General features: G+C 52.8%; 20 protein-coding genes. 19 read left to right on the forward strand and 1 reads right to left on the reverse strand.

Annotated elements, in window-relative coordinates:
• The first annotated feature begins 1 nt into the window (after position 1).
• From ACESY8_RS15540 to ACESY8_RS15550, 3 genes are read left to right on the forward strand one after another with little or no spacing between them, the layout of a single operon-like run.
• The gene (locus tag ACESY8_RS15540; protein WP_204682369.1) at positions 2-541 is read left to right on the forward strand and encodes a hypothetical protein; all 540 of its coding nucleotides are present in this window, start codon (positions 2-4) and stop codon (positions 539-541) included.
• Between the two features lie 3 nt (positions 542-544).
• Positions 545-976 (forward strand): hypothetical protein, encoded by a 432-nt coding sequence (locus ACESY8_RS15545; RefSeq protein WP_195457400.1) that lies wholly within the window; start codon positions 545-547, stop codon positions 974-976.
• 15 nt (positions 977-991) lie between these two features.
• Positions 992-1,564 (forward strand): Gp15 family bacteriophage protein, encoded by a 573-nt coding sequence (locus ACESY8_RS15550; RefSeq protein WP_204682371.1) that lies wholly within the window; start codon positions 992-994, stop codon positions 1,562-1,564.
• 26 nt (positions 1,565-1,590) lie between these two features.
• Here ACESY8_RS15550 and ACESY8_RS15555 read toward each other — a convergent pair whose 3' ends face one another.
• The gene (locus ACESY8_RS15555; RefSeq protein ID WP_204682373.1) at positions 1,591-2,427 is read right to left on the reverse strand and encodes an OB-fold protein; all 837 of its coding nucleotides are present in this window, start codon (positions 2,425-2,427) and stop codon (positions 1,591-1,593) included.
• Positions 2,428-2,459: 32 nt separating this feature from the next.
• Between ACESY8_RS15555 and ACESY8_RS15560 the strand changes: the two genes are divergently transcribed.
• The 16 genes from ACESY8_RS15560 (at position 2,460) to ACESY8_RS15635 (ending at position 16,279) form a co-directional block, all read left to right on the forward strand.
• Positions 2,460-5,039 (forward strand): hypothetical protein, encoded by a 2,580-nt coding sequence (locus tag ACESY8_RS15560; protein WP_498794845.1) that lies wholly within the window; start codon positions 2,460-2,462, stop codon positions 5,037-5,039.
• A complete protein-coding gene (locus ACESY8_RS15565; protein ID WP_195457393.1) occupies positions 5,040-5,435 on the forward strand; it encodes a hypothetical protein in 396 nt (131 codons plus the stop codon).
• Positions 5,436-5,451: 16 nt separating this feature from the next.
• Entirely contained in the window at positions 5,452-7,725 is a 2,274-nt protein-coding gene (locus tag ACESY8_RS15570) for a hypothetical protein (protein ID WP_498794846.1), read from the forward strand.
• 9 nt (positions 7,726-7,734) lie between these two features.
• The gene (locus tag ACESY8_RS15575; RefSeq protein ID WP_498794847.1) at positions 7,735-8,757 is read left to right on the forward strand and encodes a hypothetical protein; all 1,023 of its coding nucleotides are present in this window, start codon (positions 7,735-7,737) and stop codon (positions 8,755-8,757) included.
• 82 nt (positions 8,758-8,839) lie between these two features.
• The gene (locus ACESY8_RS15580; protein WP_498794848.1) at positions 8,840-9,211 is read left to right on the forward strand and encodes a hypothetical protein; all 372 of its coding nucleotides are present in this window, start codon (positions 8,840-8,842) and stop codon (positions 9,209-9,211) included.
• 13 nt (positions 9,212-9,224) lie between these two features.
• Entirely contained in the window at positions 9,225-9,374 is a 150-nt protein-coding gene (locus ACESY8_RS15585; protein WP_196058878.1) for a hypothetical protein, read from the forward strand.
• 38 nt (positions 9,375-9,412) lie between these two features.
• Positions 9,413-10,747 (forward strand): N-acetylmuramoyl-L-alanine amidase, encoded by a 1,335-nt coding sequence (locus ACESY8_RS15590; RefSeq protein ID WP_498794849.1) that lies wholly within the window; start codon positions 9,413-9,415, stop codon positions 10,745-10,747.
• A gap of 14 nt (positions 10,748-10,761) precedes the next feature.
• On the forward strand, positions 10,762-11,034 hold the full coding sequence (locus tag ACESY8_RS15595) for a phage holin family protein (protein ID WP_498794850.1): 273 nt from the start codon (positions 10,762-10,764) through the stop codon (positions 11,032-11,034).
• A 5-nt stretch (positions 11,035-11,039) separates the two neighbouring features.
• Entirely contained in the window at positions 11,040-11,360 is a 321-nt protein-coding gene (locus ACESY8_RS15600) for a hypothetical protein (protein WP_283618723.1), read from the forward strand.
• Positions 11,361-11,427: 67 nt separating this feature from the next.
• Positions 11,428-11,631, forward strand: a complete 204-nt coding sequence (locus ACESY8_RS15605; protein WP_498794851.1) for a hypothetical protein — start codon at positions 11,428-11,430, stop codon at positions 11,629-11,631.
• A gap of 290 nt (positions 11,632-11,921) precedes the next feature.
• Positions 11,922-12,407, forward strand: a complete 486-nt coding sequence (locus ACESY8_RS15610; protein WP_204682722.1) for a hypothetical protein — start codon at positions 11,922-11,924, stop codon at positions 12,405-12,407.
• Complete coding sequence (locus ACESY8_RS15615) at positions 12,400-12,624, forward strand: hypothetical protein (RefSeq protein WP_196058704.1); 225 nt, start codon at positions 12,400-12,402, stop codon at positions 12,622-12,624. The genes ACESY8_RS15610 and ACESY8_RS15615 overlap by 8 nt, the downstream gene beginning before the upstream one ends.
• A gap of 106 nt (positions 12,625-12,730) precedes the next feature.
• Positions 12,731-13,492 (forward strand): hypothetical protein, encoded by a 762-nt coding sequence (locus ACESY8_RS15620; protein WP_204682683.1) that lies wholly within the window; start codon positions 12,731-12,733, stop codon positions 13,490-13,492.
• 100 nt (positions 13,493-13,592) lie between these two features.
• Positions 13,593-13,988, forward strand: a complete 396-nt coding sequence (locus tag ACESY8_RS15625) for a hypothetical protein (protein WP_204682682.1) — start codon at positions 13,593-13,595, stop codon at positions 13,986-13,988.
• Positions 13,989-14,435: 447 nt separating this feature from the next.
• Positions 14,436-14,810 (forward strand): DUF7841 family protein, encoded by a 375-nt coding sequence (locus ACESY8_RS15630; protein ID WP_498794853.1) that lies wholly within the window; start codon positions 14,436-14,438, stop codon positions 14,808-14,810.
• A 239-nt stretch (positions 14,811-15,049) separates the two neighbouring features.
• A complete protein-coding gene (locus ACESY8_RS15635) occupies positions 15,050-16,279 on the forward strand; it encodes a serpin family protein (protein ID WP_498794852.1) in 1,230 nt (409 codons plus the stop codon).
• The last annotated feature ends 488 nt before the right edge of the window (positions 16,280-16,767 follow it).

Consider the following 16,767-nt stretch of genomic DNA (forward strand, 5'->3'; position numbering starts at 1 on the left):
AATGCCTGAGTCTGATTTGACTTTTAATACTACGCCGGGCCAGACCGTAGGCCGTGAAATGTTAATTGCTTACCTAAACACTGGAGAGAGCTCTACGCCTACTTGGTCTCCAATCGGTAAGCGTGTAGAGGACAGTTCAGCCGAATACGACTGGCAAACAGAAACCAAAGTTGATATTTTTGGAAATACCTATACCAACGGGAAGAAACCAACCATTACACAAACCTTTGACCCATGTGAGTTGGATGCAGATGACGCAGCACAGGAAAAAATCTGGAACCTTGCTATCAAAGATCAGAACGTGAACGCTTTGATGAATCAAGATATGCTTATTGTCCATCTGTATGCGGGGACGGCCGGAACAGCGGTATTTGCTGAAAGATACTCCTCATGCTCTATTTTGCCGTCCGGGCTCGGTGGTGAAGGCGGTGGCACAATTGGGATGCCAATTGATGTTACATATGGCGGCACTAGAACTGTTGGTACAGCATCGATTAGTGATGGAACTGTGAAATTCACACCGGGAACCGTGGAGGTTTAACTTATGAAGGAACTGAATTTTGACTCCGGCCTTGTTACATATTCTTTGAATGGCAAGTGCGAGGTGTCGTTCAACCCCACTGACAGCAACTTCGTTGAGCGGCTGTACTCCGCTTTTGAGGATCTGGACAAGAAGCAGGAGAGCTACAAAGCACAGATCGAGAAGATGGTGGACAAGAAGGAAATCTTCGAGTTTGCCAAAGAGCGGGACGCTGAAATGCGCGGCATTATTGACGGCGTGTTCGAGGCCCCTGTGAGCGAGTCTGTCTTCGGCGGCATGAATGTCTATGCCATTGCCAACGGCCTCCCTGTCTGGTGCAACTTGATGATGGCGGTCATGGATGAGATTGATACCACTTTCACCAGAGAGCAGAAGCTTACTAACCCGCGCATCAGCAAGTACACAGCGAAATACCAGAAGTATCAGAAGAAGTAACCAAAGGAGCACGCCATGAGCTATGGACTTCCAAAAAGCGTGGATATAGACGGGCAGGAGTTTGCTATCCGCTATGATTATCGGGTTATCCTAGACATTTTCGAGGCCATGAACGACCCCGATTCCAGCGAGGAAGACCGGGCCCTTGACGTGCTCCAAATCTTCTATGTGGATTTTGACGAGCTGACCGACTATGACGCGGCCATAAAAGAGGTTTTTCGATTCATCAACGGCGGCGAGGAGCCACGGAAGCAGAAAGGCCCCCACCTTGTGGACTGGCCTATGGACTTCCCCCGCATCATTGCCCCTATCAACCGTGTGCTGGGCTATGAAGCCCGCGCTGTGGACTACGACATCGAAACCAACACGGGCGGCATCCACTGGTGGACTATCCTCGCGGCCTATGCGGAAATAGGGGACTGCCTCTTTGCCCAGATCGTCCGCATCCGCGACAAGAAGGCAAAGGGCAAGCCGCTGGACAAGTCTGACAGGGAGTTCTACCGAAAGAACCGTGACATTATCGACATCAAGCAGACCTACAGTGAGGCGGAGAATGACCTCGTTAACCTCTGGACAGGCGCAAAATAAAACCGCCCCAGGAGGGGCGGCTATGATTATCGTATCGTGCATTTTGTCAACTGAACTTGAGCAAGAGGGATTCCATCGCACTCACCAGCGATAGTGATGTAGTCTCCATCCTTTAGCTGTGCAATCAAATCCGTTTGGTCTCCATCCTTCGGGAAGAAGCACTGTATAGGATAAAGGCCATAACCGTCATTTGTTTCGAGCGAAATGCAAGGTGCTTTTGTTAAAACATCCTGCCCGATGTTTTGAATTGTGCCAGTCACAACCAAGATTTTATCCTTATACAGCGCATCGGCATTCACTGCATTCTCCTTATATGCCGCCCACAAGCTGTTGGCTGAGATGGTAATTTCCTCCGGATGGATGTTCTGCGCTAAATTATCGGATGGCTGCGTGGGTGTAGTAGTTGATTGGCTTGGACTATAGCCATCGTTTGACTGACTATCAGAGCGGCCCCCAAAAGTAAGAGATACAGCGGCAATAATAGCAACGACAATCACAGCTGCAAAGGCAACATTTCCCTTAATTTTTCTGCTTCTTTTTTCTGGGGCGTTCTCACTATCGAAAACAGCGGTTTCTGGTGTATTTGTTGCGTATTCACTCTCAACTACGAGGTGTGATCCAGATATTGCTGTGTTTACAACTTTTGCAGTGTCATCCGGCGATACGAGGATTGAAATTGAGCAGTCGATTTTACGCCCCTTTTGGAACGAAAGCGTATGGGGTCCATCTTGAGCGTATGCAGAAACGGTTGTGCCGTTTCTTAAAATCCCAACCACTTTGTCATCCAAAAGCACCGTGAAGTCAACAGCGCATCCCCACGGCGATTTTTCTCTTGTAATAATGATTTCTTTGTACCCTTCCAATGTAAATCTCTCCTATCAAGGTGGTGTTTAATGTGGACGCTGACGGCTCCATCGTCATTGAAACCAATATTGACAATAAGAAAGCACAAAAAGAGCTGAATCAGCTTGCTAAGAAAATCCAATCGCTTGAAGATCAACTTACGTCCAAAAAGCAGGGGAGGTTTCCTTTAGTAGAAAACCTCAACGTTGTAAATGCGGAGTTGGAGGAGGCCAGGAAGCAGTTATCCATGCTCCAGGACGAACAGAATGCTATCAATGCCGCCATGAAACCTGGTTCGTCCGCTGATGACTATATGCGTGCCTATTCTGACAGGCCTATGGTCGATTCCAAATTGAAAAAGCAACAAGAAAAGGTTGACGCAATTGAGAAAGAGTGGAGGCAGGCTGAAAAAGCGCTTTCAGATTATGATTCCAAAATTTCTGGCTTAGAAGGAAAGTTGAACCTGGCAAAAGAGGAAGCCGGAGGGCTCCAGCAGAACATGGCAAAGTCCGGCCCTGCCGCCGCCAAAATGGCAAAATCAGTAGATAGAGCGCAAAAGAGCGCAAGCAAATTTTCCTCTCGCATGCGTGAAGTTATCAGAAGTGCGCTTGTATTCACGGTCATTACACAAGGTCTTGCGAAGTTCCGTGAATGGATGGGGAAAGTCATCAAAACAAATGACGAGGCTAGAGCATCTATTGCACGTCTAAAAGGGGCTCTCCTGACACTCGCTCAGCCGATGATTGAGGTCATTATACCAGCATTTACAAGTTTTGTCGATATGTTGGCCCGTATAATTTCAATGGCCGCCCGGATTACTGCTGCGCTGTTTGGTACAACAGCAGAGAAAGCTGCGGACTCCGCTGAAAATCTGTATGAGGAAACAGAAGCACTTGAAAAAACGGGTGAGGCGGCTGAGGAGGCCGGGAAATCGCTCGCTTCTTTTGATGAAATCAACCAGCTTTCGGGGAGCAGAAATAAAAGTGAATCTTCTAATCAAGATATTGGGCCAGACTTTTCTGCCTTTCAAGAAGGTATGAATAGCGGATGGCTCCAAGAAATGATGGCGAGTGTATCTGCTTGGGTGCCAATTGCATTAATGCTAGGTGGTATTGCACTTGTAGCTATAGGAGCATCTATAGGGAGTTTAGTGCTGGTTCTTTCTGGTTTACTTTTACTTGGAGCTGGCATTGATTTCTCCGGAGAAAATGAACAATTACAGTCTTGGGTTGATGCACTTGGTTTAAATAGTGTGCAAGAGTTTGTGTTATTGGCAATTATACTCGGCGGCATCGCCATGGTTGCTATTGGAGCTTCAACTGTAAATATTTTACTTGTTGTGGCTGGACTAGCTTTGATCGGAGTTGCTGTGGCTTATGCATATCAAAGCGGAATGATGCAAGATTGGGCGGAAGCGCTTGGACTTTCTAGAGCAGCCCAGTTTATAACTGCCGCTCTATTGATAGCTGGATTTGCCCTTATTTGTATTGGCGCAGGACTAGGGAATATTCTTATGGTTATATCTGGTATTGCTTTGATTGCAACTGGCGTCTTTGTAGGGAGTGAGAGTGGAGTTTTTGAATCTTGGGCAAAGACGCTGGGACTTGATTCCGCGTTTGACTATGTAACAGCTGCAATGCAAATAGCTGGATTTGCCCTCATCTGTATTGGAGCGGCAATGGGGAATATCTTTATGGTTATTGCTGGAGCAGTTCTTCTAGGAGCAGGGGTGACAGCAGAAGTAATTGGAGAACAGACACTGATGGCATGGTGGGAAAAACTGAAACTTACAACCGTTGTTCAATGGGTATCTGTCGCCATACTTTTGGTAGGCATCGTAATGGTAGCTATTGCGGCCGCTACTGGAAATCTTATTTTGCTAATTGCTGGTGCAGTGGTGCTCGGCCTCGGAATTGTTGCCGCAATAAATGATGATCATTTGCAGGATTGGGTTGAAACATTAGGCCTTGAAAAAGTAATGGAGTATGTAACGATTGCAATTTTGCTTGTAGGAATTGGGCTTGTTGCAATCGGTCTAATGACTATGAACATTCTTATGTTTCTAGGTGGATGCGCACTCCTTATTGCTGGATTTGTCGTTGGGAATGAAAGCGGGACGTTTCGTAGTTGGGTAGAAACATTGCATCTTGAAGAGGTGGCTGGGTGGGTATCTACAGCAATGCTGCTTGCTGGGATTGCATTAGTTGCTATTGGTGCAATGACATTAAACCCTCTATTCATATTGGCCGGGATTGCACTTTTAGGTGGTGGTACAGCGCTTAAGCTTGGAAGTGGCAGCACGAAGGGGAGTTCTTATTCAGCTAGATCAGGCTTAGGCCGAATGTCAGTACCAAGGCTTTCAATTGATGACGTTCCTGCCCTTGCAAAAGGCGCGGTCATACCGCCTAACAAAGAGTTCCTCGCCGTACTGGGAGATCAAAAGAGCGGGACAAATATAGAGGCTCCAACATCTGAGATTGAAGCCGCTGTTGCCCGTGGGATGCAGCGATATGGTGGCGGCGGCTCCAATACAGTTATCTTGGAAATCGACAAGCAGGTGCTTGGTCGCGTATCTTATCAAGCAACTCAGAGCGAAGTTCAGCGTATTGGCGTAAATTTGGTGGAGGGTTAAATGAGCTATATCAAATTGAACGGCATTGAGTTTGACGCAGATGTTGCAATTTCGACTTATAATCGAAGTTTCAATGTACTAGATGGAGATAATGCTGGCCGAGTGCTTTCCGGTCGAATGATACGTGATGTTATTGGAACCTATCTTGGACATAAGATTACAGTGTTTCGCAGAGGAGACAATTACGAAGGGCTGGATACCTTTTGGGACTATCTGTACCAACACTCAGTCGATGATAGCGTTATGTTGGAGGCTGCGGACGGACAGACAACCATCTCCTACGAGGCGTATTATACTAGCGCATCTCAAGACATGGAGAAGGTAGAAGGTAGCGTAAATTATTGGGGAGAAATAGAGGTAAGCTTTGTCCCGATAGACGCACAGGTCAAGCCGTAAAAAGTGAGGATAGGAGATGGCAAACAAAAACAAAATTGTGTATGGCGACAGAGTGTTTGAGGGCAACAAAATTAAAAGCGGAAATCTTCATATTGCAACATCTCTTCTATCTTCCTCTCTGGAAGCCAATACCTTATCAGTCGTAATTGAGACTGAGGACAGAACAATTACAGAGTTTGAAAGAAACGCTCCAATTGTTTATTTTTATGATGACGTTCAGACCGGTGTGTTTTATGTGAAATCCATTGACCGGAATGGCCCTAATACATATAAGATATCTGCAACAAGCGCAATTGGGCTTTTATCTGAAAATCAGCATTATGGAGGAATCTACTCTGGAGAGACTGCATCCGAACTTCTTGCTTCCATATGCGGCACAATACCATACGAGATAAAAACAAATTTAGCAGACATAAAATTGTATGGTTGGTTACCTATCGCTACAGCAAGGGATAACTTGTCACAGGTTCTATTTGCAATTGGCGCAACTATTCGAACTGATCTAAATGGAGTTCTTCGGATTGCGGCCCTTTGGGATGGGATTAGCGGAAACCTTGGTTTAGACCGAATGTATCAGGGCCCGAGCGTCACTAACGCGGCCAAAGTAACCCAAGTAATTGTTACGGAACATCAATATATAAAATCTGGTGAGTCATCTACACTTTTTGAAGGGTCTGTAGAAGAAGGGAAAATTGTTACATTTGATGATCCTGTGTTTGACCTGTCTGCATCTGGCTTTACTATTTTAGAGAGTGGGGCCAATTACGCGAAACTATCTTCTGGTTCCGGAAAGCTTGCTGGAACAAAGTATACACACAACAAGAGCCAAATCATACGTGATATTGTTTCAGCCAAAGAGCCAAATGTAAAGAAGGTCGAAAATGCTACGTTGGTATCGCTCACAAACTCTGCGGCTGTCGCAGACCGGATGAAAAATTACTATAAGCATGCTCAATCTATCCAAGCACCAGTTGTCTATAAAGGGGAATCAACAGGGAACCGTGTGTTGACGTGGGACCCATATAACAAAGAGCCAGTTACGGCTTGCATTGAAAAAGAAGACATTACCATCTCAAACACATTAAAATCAAGTTCGGAGATGCTTGTTGGATATGTACCATTAAAAATAGAGGAAACTGAATTACTCGAAAACCGTGTAGTTCTTACAGGCGCAGGCGAGTGGACTGTTCCTGAAGGGACAACATATGTAAGAGCAGTTTTGATTGATGGTGGACAAAGCGGCCAACCTGGAGAAGATGGTCAACCTGGCAATATTGCGTGGTCTTCCAATGATTCCTCGAATAACACTAGCTCCGTGCCCGAAAATACGTTTGTCTCAACTACGGCATCAACATCACTCAGAAGCCAATCAGAAGGAAAAGGCGGAAAGAAAGGCCTTGGAGGCCTTGGAGGTAGAATTTTTCAATCGTCGCTCGATGTCACGGGCGGTCAAAAAATAGCGTATTCTTGTGGAAAAGCAACTGGCTATGGAGGGGAAAGTGTCACAACATTTGGCTCACTTTCGTCTGTTAGTGGGAATCGAAATAACCTTGGATATACTGATACAGTTACAGGAGAAACATATGCTTTAGCAGGAAAAGATGGAATTGATGGAGGAGATGGTGGAGGCCCTGGTGAGCCTGGTAAGGATGCTGGAACTGCAAAAGGCGGAGAAGGAATAAGCCAAAGAGGATATTCTGACAGAAAAACATCCTCAGGAAGTAATGTTAATACTCTTTGGTTTGATTCTGAGGCAAATTGTGAGGCAGATTGTGGTGGCGCAGGAGGAGGTGGTGCCGGAGGGAACGGAGAAAATGGTAGCCCAGCACTGGTAGCCAGTAAAGCGACCGTTTTCTATACAGGCGCAAGCTCCACATACAATGGAGCAAACGCAGAAGGAGAGGCATATCAACATGGCGGTGGAAGCGGGGGAAAAGGTAAAGATGGAGATAATGCATCGTCGTATGGTTCAGGCGGAAGTGGAGGAAGCGGTGGTGGCGGCGCTGGAGTATGTGGGTCAGTAAGATTTTCTGTAACAAATAAACTAAAATGGTCTAATCGTGCAGGTGGAACCAGTAAGACGGAAACTCTTAATGTCCGGTGCACTGCCTACATTTATGTAAAAAAGGCTTCAGTTGTAACTGGTGGAGCAGGAGGAAACGGGGGGAGCTCAATGGATGGATGCATTATTTTGTATTATGGCGTTCCCCAGAAGATAGTCTCCGGCCCAGTGAAAGATAAAAATGGCCGCGTTGTTCTGGACAAGCTTGGCCGTCGGCTAATTGTGTGAGGTGAGAAAATGGAACTGACTCTGGAGGAGCGTGTAGCGGCACTTGAGCGGAAATTATTAGCCAGAGAAGCGGCAGAAGAACCGACCGAATACTACACCAGCAAATACAGCGGTGAGGAGATCGACGCGCTGCTGGACAAAGCGGCAGGAGGGGGCACGTCGCCACGCCGAAACATCCTGGACAATTGGTACTTCGTGGGCGGCGGCTCCCAGCAGGGCGGCGGGCAGTTCCCCATTAACCAGAGGGTGGAGACGAGCCATGCCGGTTCAGGGGGATTCATAGACAGATGGAAGCTGAGTGGGGAAGGCACTGCAACCCTGGGCAGCGATGGAATCACTTTAACTGCTACAACAGGGAATCTGGAATTTATGCAATTTTTGGGCATTCCAAATGACCGTCTATTGGGAGAAACAGTTTGCCTCTCTGGACTGGTTGATGGAGACCTGCTATCGATGTCCACGTCTGCCCCGGAAGAAAAACCGAGTGCGTGGACAAATATCATAAACATTATCAAACCGTTTGGATTTGTCCAGTTTAATTATGACAATACGGCGGACAGGTTTTTTTGTAGCGTTATCGTCTCGGCAGGCAACAGCGTACTCCTGCAAGCATCTAAGCTGGAGCTTGGCTCCACCCAAACCCTCGCTTACCAGGACGAGGAGAGTAATTGGAAGCTCTTTGAGACGCCGGATTATGCCGGGGAGCTGGCAAAGTGCCAGAGATACTTTGTGCAGTTTCGCTCTGAAGAGCAGCGGTTTATCGGGATTGTACATCTGGACTCCGACAAATATGGACAGGGGGTGATTTGGACGCCGGTACAGATGCGTGCTATACCAACCGTTTCCGGCGCTGTCTCATTTTACGGCGGGGGCAATAATGGGTTGGTCGCTTCGGTTGCTCCTCTGGGTGTTGGTGCGACTGCTGTGCGTGTTAATATAACGCTACAGGACGCTGTGAGTACCAATTCTATTGTGTTTTTACATTCGAACGATATCCAGGGCGGTCCGGTCACGCTCTCCGCCGAACTTTAGCACTACAAAGGCCAGGGTAGTGACTGGCAGGCCAGAGTCTGCCCTATTTGGTCAAGTAGATAGAAATGAGGAGTAATATTCGATGAGTACACCCAATTTGACAATTCATCCCCCCTACATCGTATATGTCCAAACGGATAAGCAAGGCCGTATTACCGCCGTCAATTCCTCCGCCTTTGTTATCGGGGACTGGGGGACGGAGATTGAACGAGGTTACGGAGACAAATACCACCACGCCCAGGGTAACTACTTCCCCCAGCCCATCTACACCGAGGACGGCATCCCCCGGTACAAGCTGGAGGATGGCAAGGCAGTAGAGCGCACCGAGGAAGAGATTGAGGCCGACCGGGCCGCGATAGCAGAGCCTGGGCCCAGGGCGGAGGACGTAACGCTGGACGTGCTGGCCGAGCACGAGGCGCGGCTGTGTATGCTGGAGCTGACTACCACCATCTGAGAAAGGAGACACAATGACAACCGTATACAACCTTTGCAAGCTGCTCATCCAGAAGAACCGAACCGACGGCCTCCAGGACAAGATGGATGTCTATCTCGCCGCCGACCGGCTCACCCCGGAGGAGTACCAGGAGCTGGCCGGGCTACTGGCCCCGGAACAGTAATCAACAGCGGGATCGCTGGATAAAAGGATGTGAATCAAATGAGTAAGCTCATTACATACATCCCGCTCTCGTCCGTGGAGCGGATTGAGCTGAGAGTCACCAACTGCCGCAAGACACTTTCCCAGGTCAAGTCAGAGACTGGTGCCCACTATGTGTTGAATGGCGGCATGTGGAACCCAGATGGCTCGGCCTGCCCGCTGCTCAAGGTGGGTGGGGTAATGCGCTCCGGCACACCATGGAGGACAATGGGCTACGCCTGGGACAAGGGCCCGGACATCCGCATGACCTCCGAGTACGAGGGAGCGGCCAACTTTATCGCTGTGACCGCCCTCATTTCCTCCGGTAAGCCGGTGGATAAGCCCTCCTATGGCCCGGCCCAGGGAGGCAAGAGGGGGAGGAGCGCTATCGGCCTGCGCGGTGGCAGTCTGGCCCTCTATTGCTCTGGCGATGGAACCGGAGACGTGACCACGCCGGAGGAGTTGCGGGACGAGCTGGCCGGGCTGGGCTGGGCCTCCGCCGTTATGCTGGATGGGGGCGGCTCCAGCCAGTGCGACTTTGGCGGAGAGCGCATCACCGCCAGCCGCAAGGTGCACAACTGGATTTGCGTGTATCTCAAGCAGGCGGGCCAAGCACCGCCGGAACAGGAGGACAAGCCTATGAGCAAGCACACTGTATGCCTTGACCCCGGACACGGTCCGGGCAACGTCAACGGCTCCCCGGATGGCACCTACAAGGAGTGGGAGTTTACCTGGAATATGGCACAACGCGTCAAGGTGCTGTTGAAGGCCCAGGGGGTGGGCGTGGTGCTCACCAAGACGGCGGACAACTACCCCAGCCTGACGGAGCGGGCCGCCATCAGCAACAAAGCAAAGTCGGACTGCTTTGTGAGTATCCACACCAACGCGGCCGGGGAGGGCGGCTGGTCGAGCGCGTCCGGCCTGGAGATCTACACCAGCGCCGGGCCCATGACGGCCTCCCGCAATGTGCTGGCCTCCGACCTAGTCAACGCGTTCCACGCGGCGGGCGTAAGCCTCCGAAGCGAGCCTATCAAGCACAAGATGTATACCGTGCTCGCCAAGACGGACGCCCCCGCCGCACTCATTGAGTACGGCTTTCATACCAATAAGACGGACACGGAGTATCTCAAGGATAGCAAGTACCGGGACAAGCTGGCCGAGGCCACCGCAAAGGGCATCTGCACTTATCTTAACGTGAACTGGAAGAGGGATGAACCTGTGAGCGATTGGGAACAGGAGCGCGACGAAGCGTGGCAGGCCGCGAAAGAGGCCGGTATCCTGGACGGTACCCGACCCGAAGACTCTGTAACCAGACAGGAGCTGGCCGTCGTGCTGGACAGGCTGAATCTGATTTGATGGAGGTACATATTATGGACATTTCTTCTTTGGGTATCACTGGAGTAGCGGTTATCACTGTGATCTGCTTCTTGGCCGGTCAGGTCGTCAAGGCCACCGGCCTGGACAACAAGTGGATTCCCATCATCTGCGGTGCGTTTGGCGCGGCGCTGGGCATCCTCGGCATGTTTATTATGCCCGAGTTCCCGGCCAGCGATTATCTTACTGCCGCTGCCGTTGGGATTGTGAGCGGCCTCGCGGCCACTGGTATCAATCAGGTCTATAAGCAGTTGACTAAGGAGGGCTGATGCCCATGGAGTGGGTAGGCCCACTGATTTCCGGCGCGGCTGTGGTCTTGGTGGCGATTATCGAGGCCGTCGCCGCGCGGGAGCGGAAACGCATCAAAGCGGACAATCAGAAGAGCGATGCCCTTATGAATGGGGTACAGGCTCTGCTAAGACGCGAAATCATTGCCGAGTACAACCACTACTCGGAACATCGCTATATCCCGATCTACGGTATGGAGAACGTGCTGGACATGTACAACGCCTACAAGGCATTGGGCGGGAATGGGATGGCGGCAAAACTGGTGGAGGCCCTGAAACAACTGCCCACAGAGCCGCCGGAAGAATGAGGTGCAGGACGTGTCAAAAGCGCTGATTCGATTTCCTGGAAGATTAGAGGAGTTGACTACCTCAGAAATGAAGCGCTCCATCCACGAGGCCAATCTGGGGAGAGACGACACGCAGATTGCGGAGCTCTATCTGCTGGAACGGAAAGCGCAGGTTGACACGGCCGATTGCTGCGGGATAGACCGGAAAACGCTCCACCGGCACCTGCCCTTCATCTTTGAAAAGGTGGAGTTCACGGCAAACAAGCTGGGATTCCTCCAAAAAGGTACATAACGCCCCCAAACTTCCGCTGGAATGTCCCCCGGCGGAAGTTTTTTTATGCGACAATATCAATAGGAGGACGTGAGGATACAGGGTTGGTACACGTCGCCGCCCTCCTCACGGACTCCTTATTTTTATGGATAAGGACGTGTTGGATATGACTCTAATCGAGAGGATGGTGGCCGCTGGCATGTCCCGCGATTGCGCCGCCGAAACAGCGATGTGGTACATGGCACAGGGAGATGACGAGGGCCTAGAGGATTACGTAACCGCATTGGAGGCGGGGAAGGAGGCGCGTCAGTATGGCGTTTCCTAATTACACCTACCCGGCTTATGGGGCCTACAATCCTGTTACCCCGTTTGCTCCGGCTCCACAAGTATATCAGCCCCAGCAGCCTGCTCAGCAACCGTCACAGGCCATTCAGGCACAGGGGAATGTAAACACACAGCCTGCCTTTTTTTGCCGTCCTGTGGCCTCTAGAGAAGAAGCGCTGGGGGTCCCGGTTGACTTCATGGGTGCTCCAATGTTTTTCCCCGACCTCGCTCATAATGTGGTCTATATGAAACGCTTCAATACCAATACCGGAGCTGCTGATGTGTTTGAGTTTCACGGCCAACAGGAGGCAAGAGACCAGCAGATAGAGAATCCGGCCCCGGCTTTCGCACCGCTGGATGAATTTATGGACATGAAGGACACCATCAACAATTTGAAGGACGAGATAGAACGGCTGAAAAAGCCCGCTTCTGGTGGAAAGGCAGGGAAAAAGAATGATGCCTCCGATGAATAATCCCATGACGGCCATGCTCCAGATGGCGCGGAACGGCGGGAATCCCATGCAAATGCTCCAGCAGATGGCTGGACAGAATCCGCAGGCAGCTCAAGCTATGCGGCTCATTCAAGGGAAAAACCCGCAGCAGCTTCGCCAGACTGCGGAAAACATGGCAAAACAGAGGGGAACCTCCGTTGAGGAAATTGCACGACAACTAGGTATACCCATGAAATAAAATAGAGCACTCTTTATCAGTTTTCGGGTCTTGATAAAAACCGCTCTTTGGAAACATCCGGGGAGCGTACGGCCCCGATGTAATAACTGACAAAGGAGTATATACAATGGATAACGATTTTGCGACTGGCTATGCTCTTGGCTCCGACTCCAACGGCGGCAACTGTAACAATGGCGGCTTTTGGGGTGGCGATGGCTGGTGGGCTATCATCATCTTCGCTATGATTTTTGGCTGGGGCCGCGGCGGCTTCGGTGGTTTCGGCGGTGGCGGTGCCAGCACCGATCCCGGCCTCCAGGGATTGGCTACTCGCGCCGATGTCAATGAGGCCATTGCCTTCAATGGTGTGGAGCGCGGCATCTCTGCTATCCAGCAGGGCATCTGTGACAGCACCTATGCCCTGAACAACAGCATCACCAGCGGCTTCAACAACACCAATGTGGCGCTGCTTCAGGGCTTCAACGGTGTCCAGTCTCAGATGTGCAACATGGCCGCTCAGGCACAGGACTGCTGCTGCCAGACACAGCGCGCCATCGACGGCGTGAATTACAACATGGCTACCAACACCTGCGCCATCCAGAATACCATCCAGGGCAGCACCCGCGATATTCTGGAGAACAACAATTCCAACACCCGCGCCATTCTGGATTTCCTGACTCAGAGCAAGATTGATTCCCTTCAGGCGGAAAACCAGTCCCTGAAGCTGGCTGCCTCTCAGGCCAACCAGAACAGCTATCTGACCGCCACTCTGGACGCTCAGACCTCTGAACTGATTCGGCGCATCAATCCAATGCCCGTGCCCGCTTACCAGGTGCCCGCCCCCTATCCCTATTGCGGGACCTACAACAACGGCTGCGGTTGTGGCTGCTAAACTTACGAGGAATCCTCGTAAGTTGGTCTTCCGGCTTTGCCGTGACTATTTCGGGGCGGCGGGCTAAGTGTCTGCCGCCCCTGATTCTTGGAGGTATTTTATGTCTTGTAAGCCTGTTTGCCGCCTGTGCGACAACCTGGTGCTAAGCCAGGCGGTCACCTTTACCGGCGGCAACCTTGAAATCAATCTGCCTGCCGGTGCCTACAACAACGGCGGGAAGTATTGTATTGTGGTAGCCCAGTCCATCCCGGCCACAACTACCATCAATGCACCTGTGTACATTACTATTGGTACGGGGACAGAGCTATATCCCCTTACCAAGCGTAACTGCGCGCAGGTGACTGCCTGCGGCATCCGTACTCGCACCCGCTACTCCGTCTGTGTGGTGACTACCCCCACCGGCGGCTCGTTCCGCATGTTGGGGCAGCCCTGCTGCTCTCCCAGTAACAATCTTGCCAGTATTGACGGCGGTGCTGCACCCGCCCCTACGGCGTAAGGAGGGGTCAAAATGAAACGATCTACTCGGATGATGCTCATGTCCAGTGGCAACAATCGCCGCTACAACGACGGACGGAGCTACGACAACTACGATGTCGATGATAAGTTTCGTGACCGCCGTGGCCGGGAGCATTACGACAATGGCCGTTATGCACCGCGCTCTGAGATGATGGAGCCGGAGGATCGGGGCTATCGCCGTTACTCTGATGGGCGTTTTGCCCCACGGAACGATGGCGGTATGTGGGTAGAGAGCCGATACTGGGATGATCGGATGTACGGTCCCCGGTCTCACTACGGCTACCCCTACGTCCCCCCGGTCTATCGGGAGGATGGGAGCGCATACACAGAGCGACGGGAGATGAATCGTCCCATGAACAAAATCGGATTCGCTATCTCTGGCGAAGGTGAAATGAGGACTCCGAGAGAGTTTGACCATGACTACCGCATGGACGAGATGGCATACAGAAAAGGTGGAGAACATATGACAGGTTATGGGGCATCTTCCAGCTATATTCCTTTCACCAAGGAGATGGCCGATGAATGGTCTAAGCATATGGACAACGAGGATGGCACCCGTGGCGCTCACTGGACGCTGGAGCAGGCCAAACAGGTCATGGCCCAGCGTGGGATTGAGTGCGACCCCATCCAGTTCTGGGCGGCCCTCAACATGGTCTATAGTGACTACGTTAAAGTAGCCAAGAAGCACGGTGTCGGCGATAAGATTGATTTTTACGCCGACATGGCAAAATCGTTCCTCTGTGACAAGGACGCGCCGGAGGACAAGCTGGCCCGCTATTACGAGTACATCGTGAGGGGCTAAACAAGGGGCGGGGGCAATAGCCTCCGCCCTCTATTTTTGAACTTTTTCATCTGTTTGCTATTTGCACATATTTACACCGAAAGTTACGCACTAGCTACATACTAGCTACAAAAAATCCTGTAAGCATTGCAATCACTAGCTTTATTTTCACTACGAATTACAAAGCGTTTAAGACCCCGGAACATTTTACCCCAGAACCCGTCTAAAAAGCAAACCATATTATAAAAGGAGGGTGTTCCATGAAGAAACGAAAGCTGCTGGCCCTGTGCCTTGTGCCGGCCCTGCTGGCCGGGTGCGCCGCCCCGGCGGGGGTGACCGACCTGTCCCGGCAGTTCGAGGCGGGCGACCCCGCGCCCCCGGCGGCCGACCCGGCGGCGGACGCCGCCATCGGCACCCTGGGGGCGGAGCTGCTGCGGGCGGCCCGCGAACCGGGGGAGAACACCCTGCTCTCCCCGCTGTCTGTGGCCCTGGCCCTGTCCATGACGGCCAACGGAGCTGCGGAGGACACCCTGGCGGAGTTCGAGGCTCTGCTGGGGGCGGACGTGGAGGCCCTCAATGCCAACGCCGCCTCTCTGCTGGCTGATTACGCCGCCCTGGGGGGCTCCACGGAGTGCTCCATCGCCGACAGCCTGTGGCTGGACGGGCGGCTGGAGGCCAACCAATTATTCCTCTCCCGGTGTACGGCGTTCTATGGGGCACAGCTCTATCAGGCCGATCTGGACACCGACGGGGCCCGCCGGGCGGTGAATAACTGGGTGGGGGAGGTCACCCGCGGGCTGATCCCGGAGGTGCTGGCCGAGACGCCCGCCCCCGAGACCGTCCTGCTGCTGGTCAACGCCCTCTACCTGAAAAACGCCTGGGCCAGCGAATTTGATCCGCTGGACACCCGCCCCGGGGACTTCACCGCCGCAGACGGGAGTGAGACCGAGACGGACTTCCTCTGCAACGGCCTGCGCGCCGAGCAATACTTCGCCGCGGAGGGGGCCGCCGGGGTGGTGCTCCCCTATGACGACGGGCGGCTGGGCTTCCTGGCCGTGCTCCCCGACGGGGAGCTGGACGCCTGGCTGGAGACGCTGGACGGGGATACCCTGCCCGCCCTGCTGGCGGCCGCAGAGGAGGAACGGGTGCTTCTCCGGCTGCCCAAGTTCGAGGCGGAGTGGGGCGGAGAACTGTCCGACGCCCTGGCCGCCATGGGGCTGGAGACCGCCTTCGATCCCGGCCGGGCCGACTTCTCCGCCCTAGGCACCGCGCCGGACGGGCCGCTGTACGTCAGTTCTGTCGTCCACAAGGCCCGCATCGAGGTCAACGAGAAGGGCACCGAGGCTGCCGCGGCCACTGTGGTGGAGGTAGAGGACGCGGCCGCGCCCACAGACTACCGGGAGCTGGTGCTCGACCGGCCCTTCTGCTACGCCGTGGTAGATTTGGAGCGGGGCGTACCGCTGTTTCTGGGTACCTTTGAGCGGCCCTAGCGGGCGGGGATAAACCCCGCCCCTACAATGCCGGAGGGGGGTAAGCCTGCCCGTAGGGGCGGCCCTTGTGGCCGCCCGCCCCTTCGCGCCGGGTGGTGTGCGCGGCTCTGCCGATTGCGGGCGGGGATAAACCCCGCCCCTACAATGCCGGAGGAGGGTAAGCCTGCCCGTAGGGGCGGCCCTTGTGGCCGCCCGCCCCTTCGCGCCGGGTGGTGTGCGCGGCCTTGTCGAATACGGGCGGGTGTGGGCACCCGCCCCTACGTTTCCGGCACAGGCACACACTCGTTCGCCGCCCCTGGAAGTCCGTAGAGGGCGACGCCCCAGGGCGGCTTCTCTTGCCCTGCGGGGCCATTCCCCTTCTGCCTACATCGCTCCGCCCCTACCAAATGGCCCCGTTTTGTGGTATCCTAGGAAAAAAGGAGGCGGTGGACATGGTGCTCTGGCTGGGGGAGGGGGACGCCTATGCCCTGCTGGGGGAGCTTCTGCGG

It is taken from the genome of Clostridium sp. ATCC BAA-442 (assembly GCF_964239415.1).
Taxonomy (GTDB): domain Bacteria; phylum Bacillota; class Clostridia; order Oscillospirales; family Oscillospiraceae; genus Flavonifractor; species Flavonifractor plautii.

What these genes read in the sequence shown, in the direction of transcription:
- ACESY8_RS15550 (WP_204682371.1), top strand. Translation starts at nt 992, where the DNA reads ATGAGCTATGGACTTCCAAAAAGCGTGGATATAGACGGGCAGGAGTTT.
- ACESY8_RS15620 (WP_204682683.1), top strand. Translation starts at nt 12,731, where the DNA reads ATGGATAACGATTTTGCGACTGGCTATGCTCTTGGCTCCGACTCCAAC.
- ACESY8_RS15595 (WP_498794850.1), top strand. Translation starts at nt 10,762, where the DNA reads ATGGACATTTCTTCTTTGGGTATCACTGGAGTAGCGGTTATCACTGTG.
- ACESY8_RS15565 (WP_195457393.1), top strand. Translation starts at nt 5,040, where the DNA reads ATGAGCTATATCAAATTGAACGGCATTGAGTTTGACGCAGATGTTGCA.
- ACESY8_RS15610 (WP_204682722.1), top strand. Translation starts at nt 11,922, where the DNA reads ATGGCGTTTCCTAATTACACCTACCCGGCTTATGGGGCCTACAATCCT.
- ACESY8_RS15585 (WP_196058878.1), top strand. Translation starts at nt 9,225, where the DNA reads ATGACAACCGTATACAACCTTTGCAAGCTGCTCATCCAGAAGAACCGA.
- ACESY8_RS15635 (WP_498794852.1), top strand. Translation starts at nt 15,050, where the DNA reads ATGAAGAAACGAAAGCTGCTGGCCCTGTGCCTTGTGCCGGCCCTGCTG.
- ACESY8_RS15615 (WP_196058704.1), top strand. Translation starts at nt 12,400, where the DNA reads ATGAATAATCCCATGACGGCCATGCTCCAGATGGCGCGGAACGGCGGG.
- ACESY8_RS15545 (WP_195457400.1), top strand. Translation starts at nt 545, where the DNA reads ATGAAGGAACTGAATTTTGACTCCGGCCTTGTTACATATTCTTTGAAT.
- ACESY8_RS15625 (WP_204682682.1), top strand. Translation starts at nt 13,593, where the DNA reads ATGTCTTGTAAGCCTGTTTGCCGCCTGTGCGACAACCTGGTGCTAAGC.
- ACESY8_RS15570 (WP_498794846.1), top strand. Translation starts at nt 5,452, where the DNA reads ATGGCAAACAAAAACAAAATTGTGTATGGCGACAGAGTGTTTGAGGGC.
- ACESY8_RS15580 (WP_498794848.1), top strand. Translation starts at nt 8,840, where the DNA reads ATGAGTACACCCAATTTGACAATTCATCCCCCCTACATCGTATATGTC.
- ACESY8_RS15605 (WP_498794851.1), top strand. Translation starts at nt 11,428, where the DNA reads ATGAAGCGCTCCATCCACGAGGCCAATCTGGGGAGAGACGACACGCAG.
- ACESY8_RS15540 (WP_204682369.1), top strand. Translation starts at nt 2, where the DNA reads ATGCCTGAGTCTGATTTGACTTTTAATACTACGCCGGGCCAGACCGTA.
- ACESY8_RS15590 (WP_498794849.1), top strand. Translation starts at nt 9,413, where the DNA reads ATGAGTAAGCTCATTACATACATCCCGCTCTCGTCCGTGGAGCGGATT.
- ACESY8_RS15575 (WP_498794847.1), top strand. Translation starts at nt 7,735, where the DNA reads ATGGAACTGACTCTGGAGGAGCGTGTAGCGGCACTTGAGCGGAAATTA.
- ACESY8_RS15630 (WP_498794853.1), top strand. Translation starts at nt 14,436, where the DNA reads ATGGACGAGATGGCATACAGAAAAGGTGGAGAACATATGACAGGTTAT.
- ACESY8_RS15600 (WP_283618723.1), top strand. Translation starts at nt 11,040, where the DNA reads ATGGAGTGGGTAGGCCCACTGATTTCCGGCGCGGCTGTGGTCTTGGTG.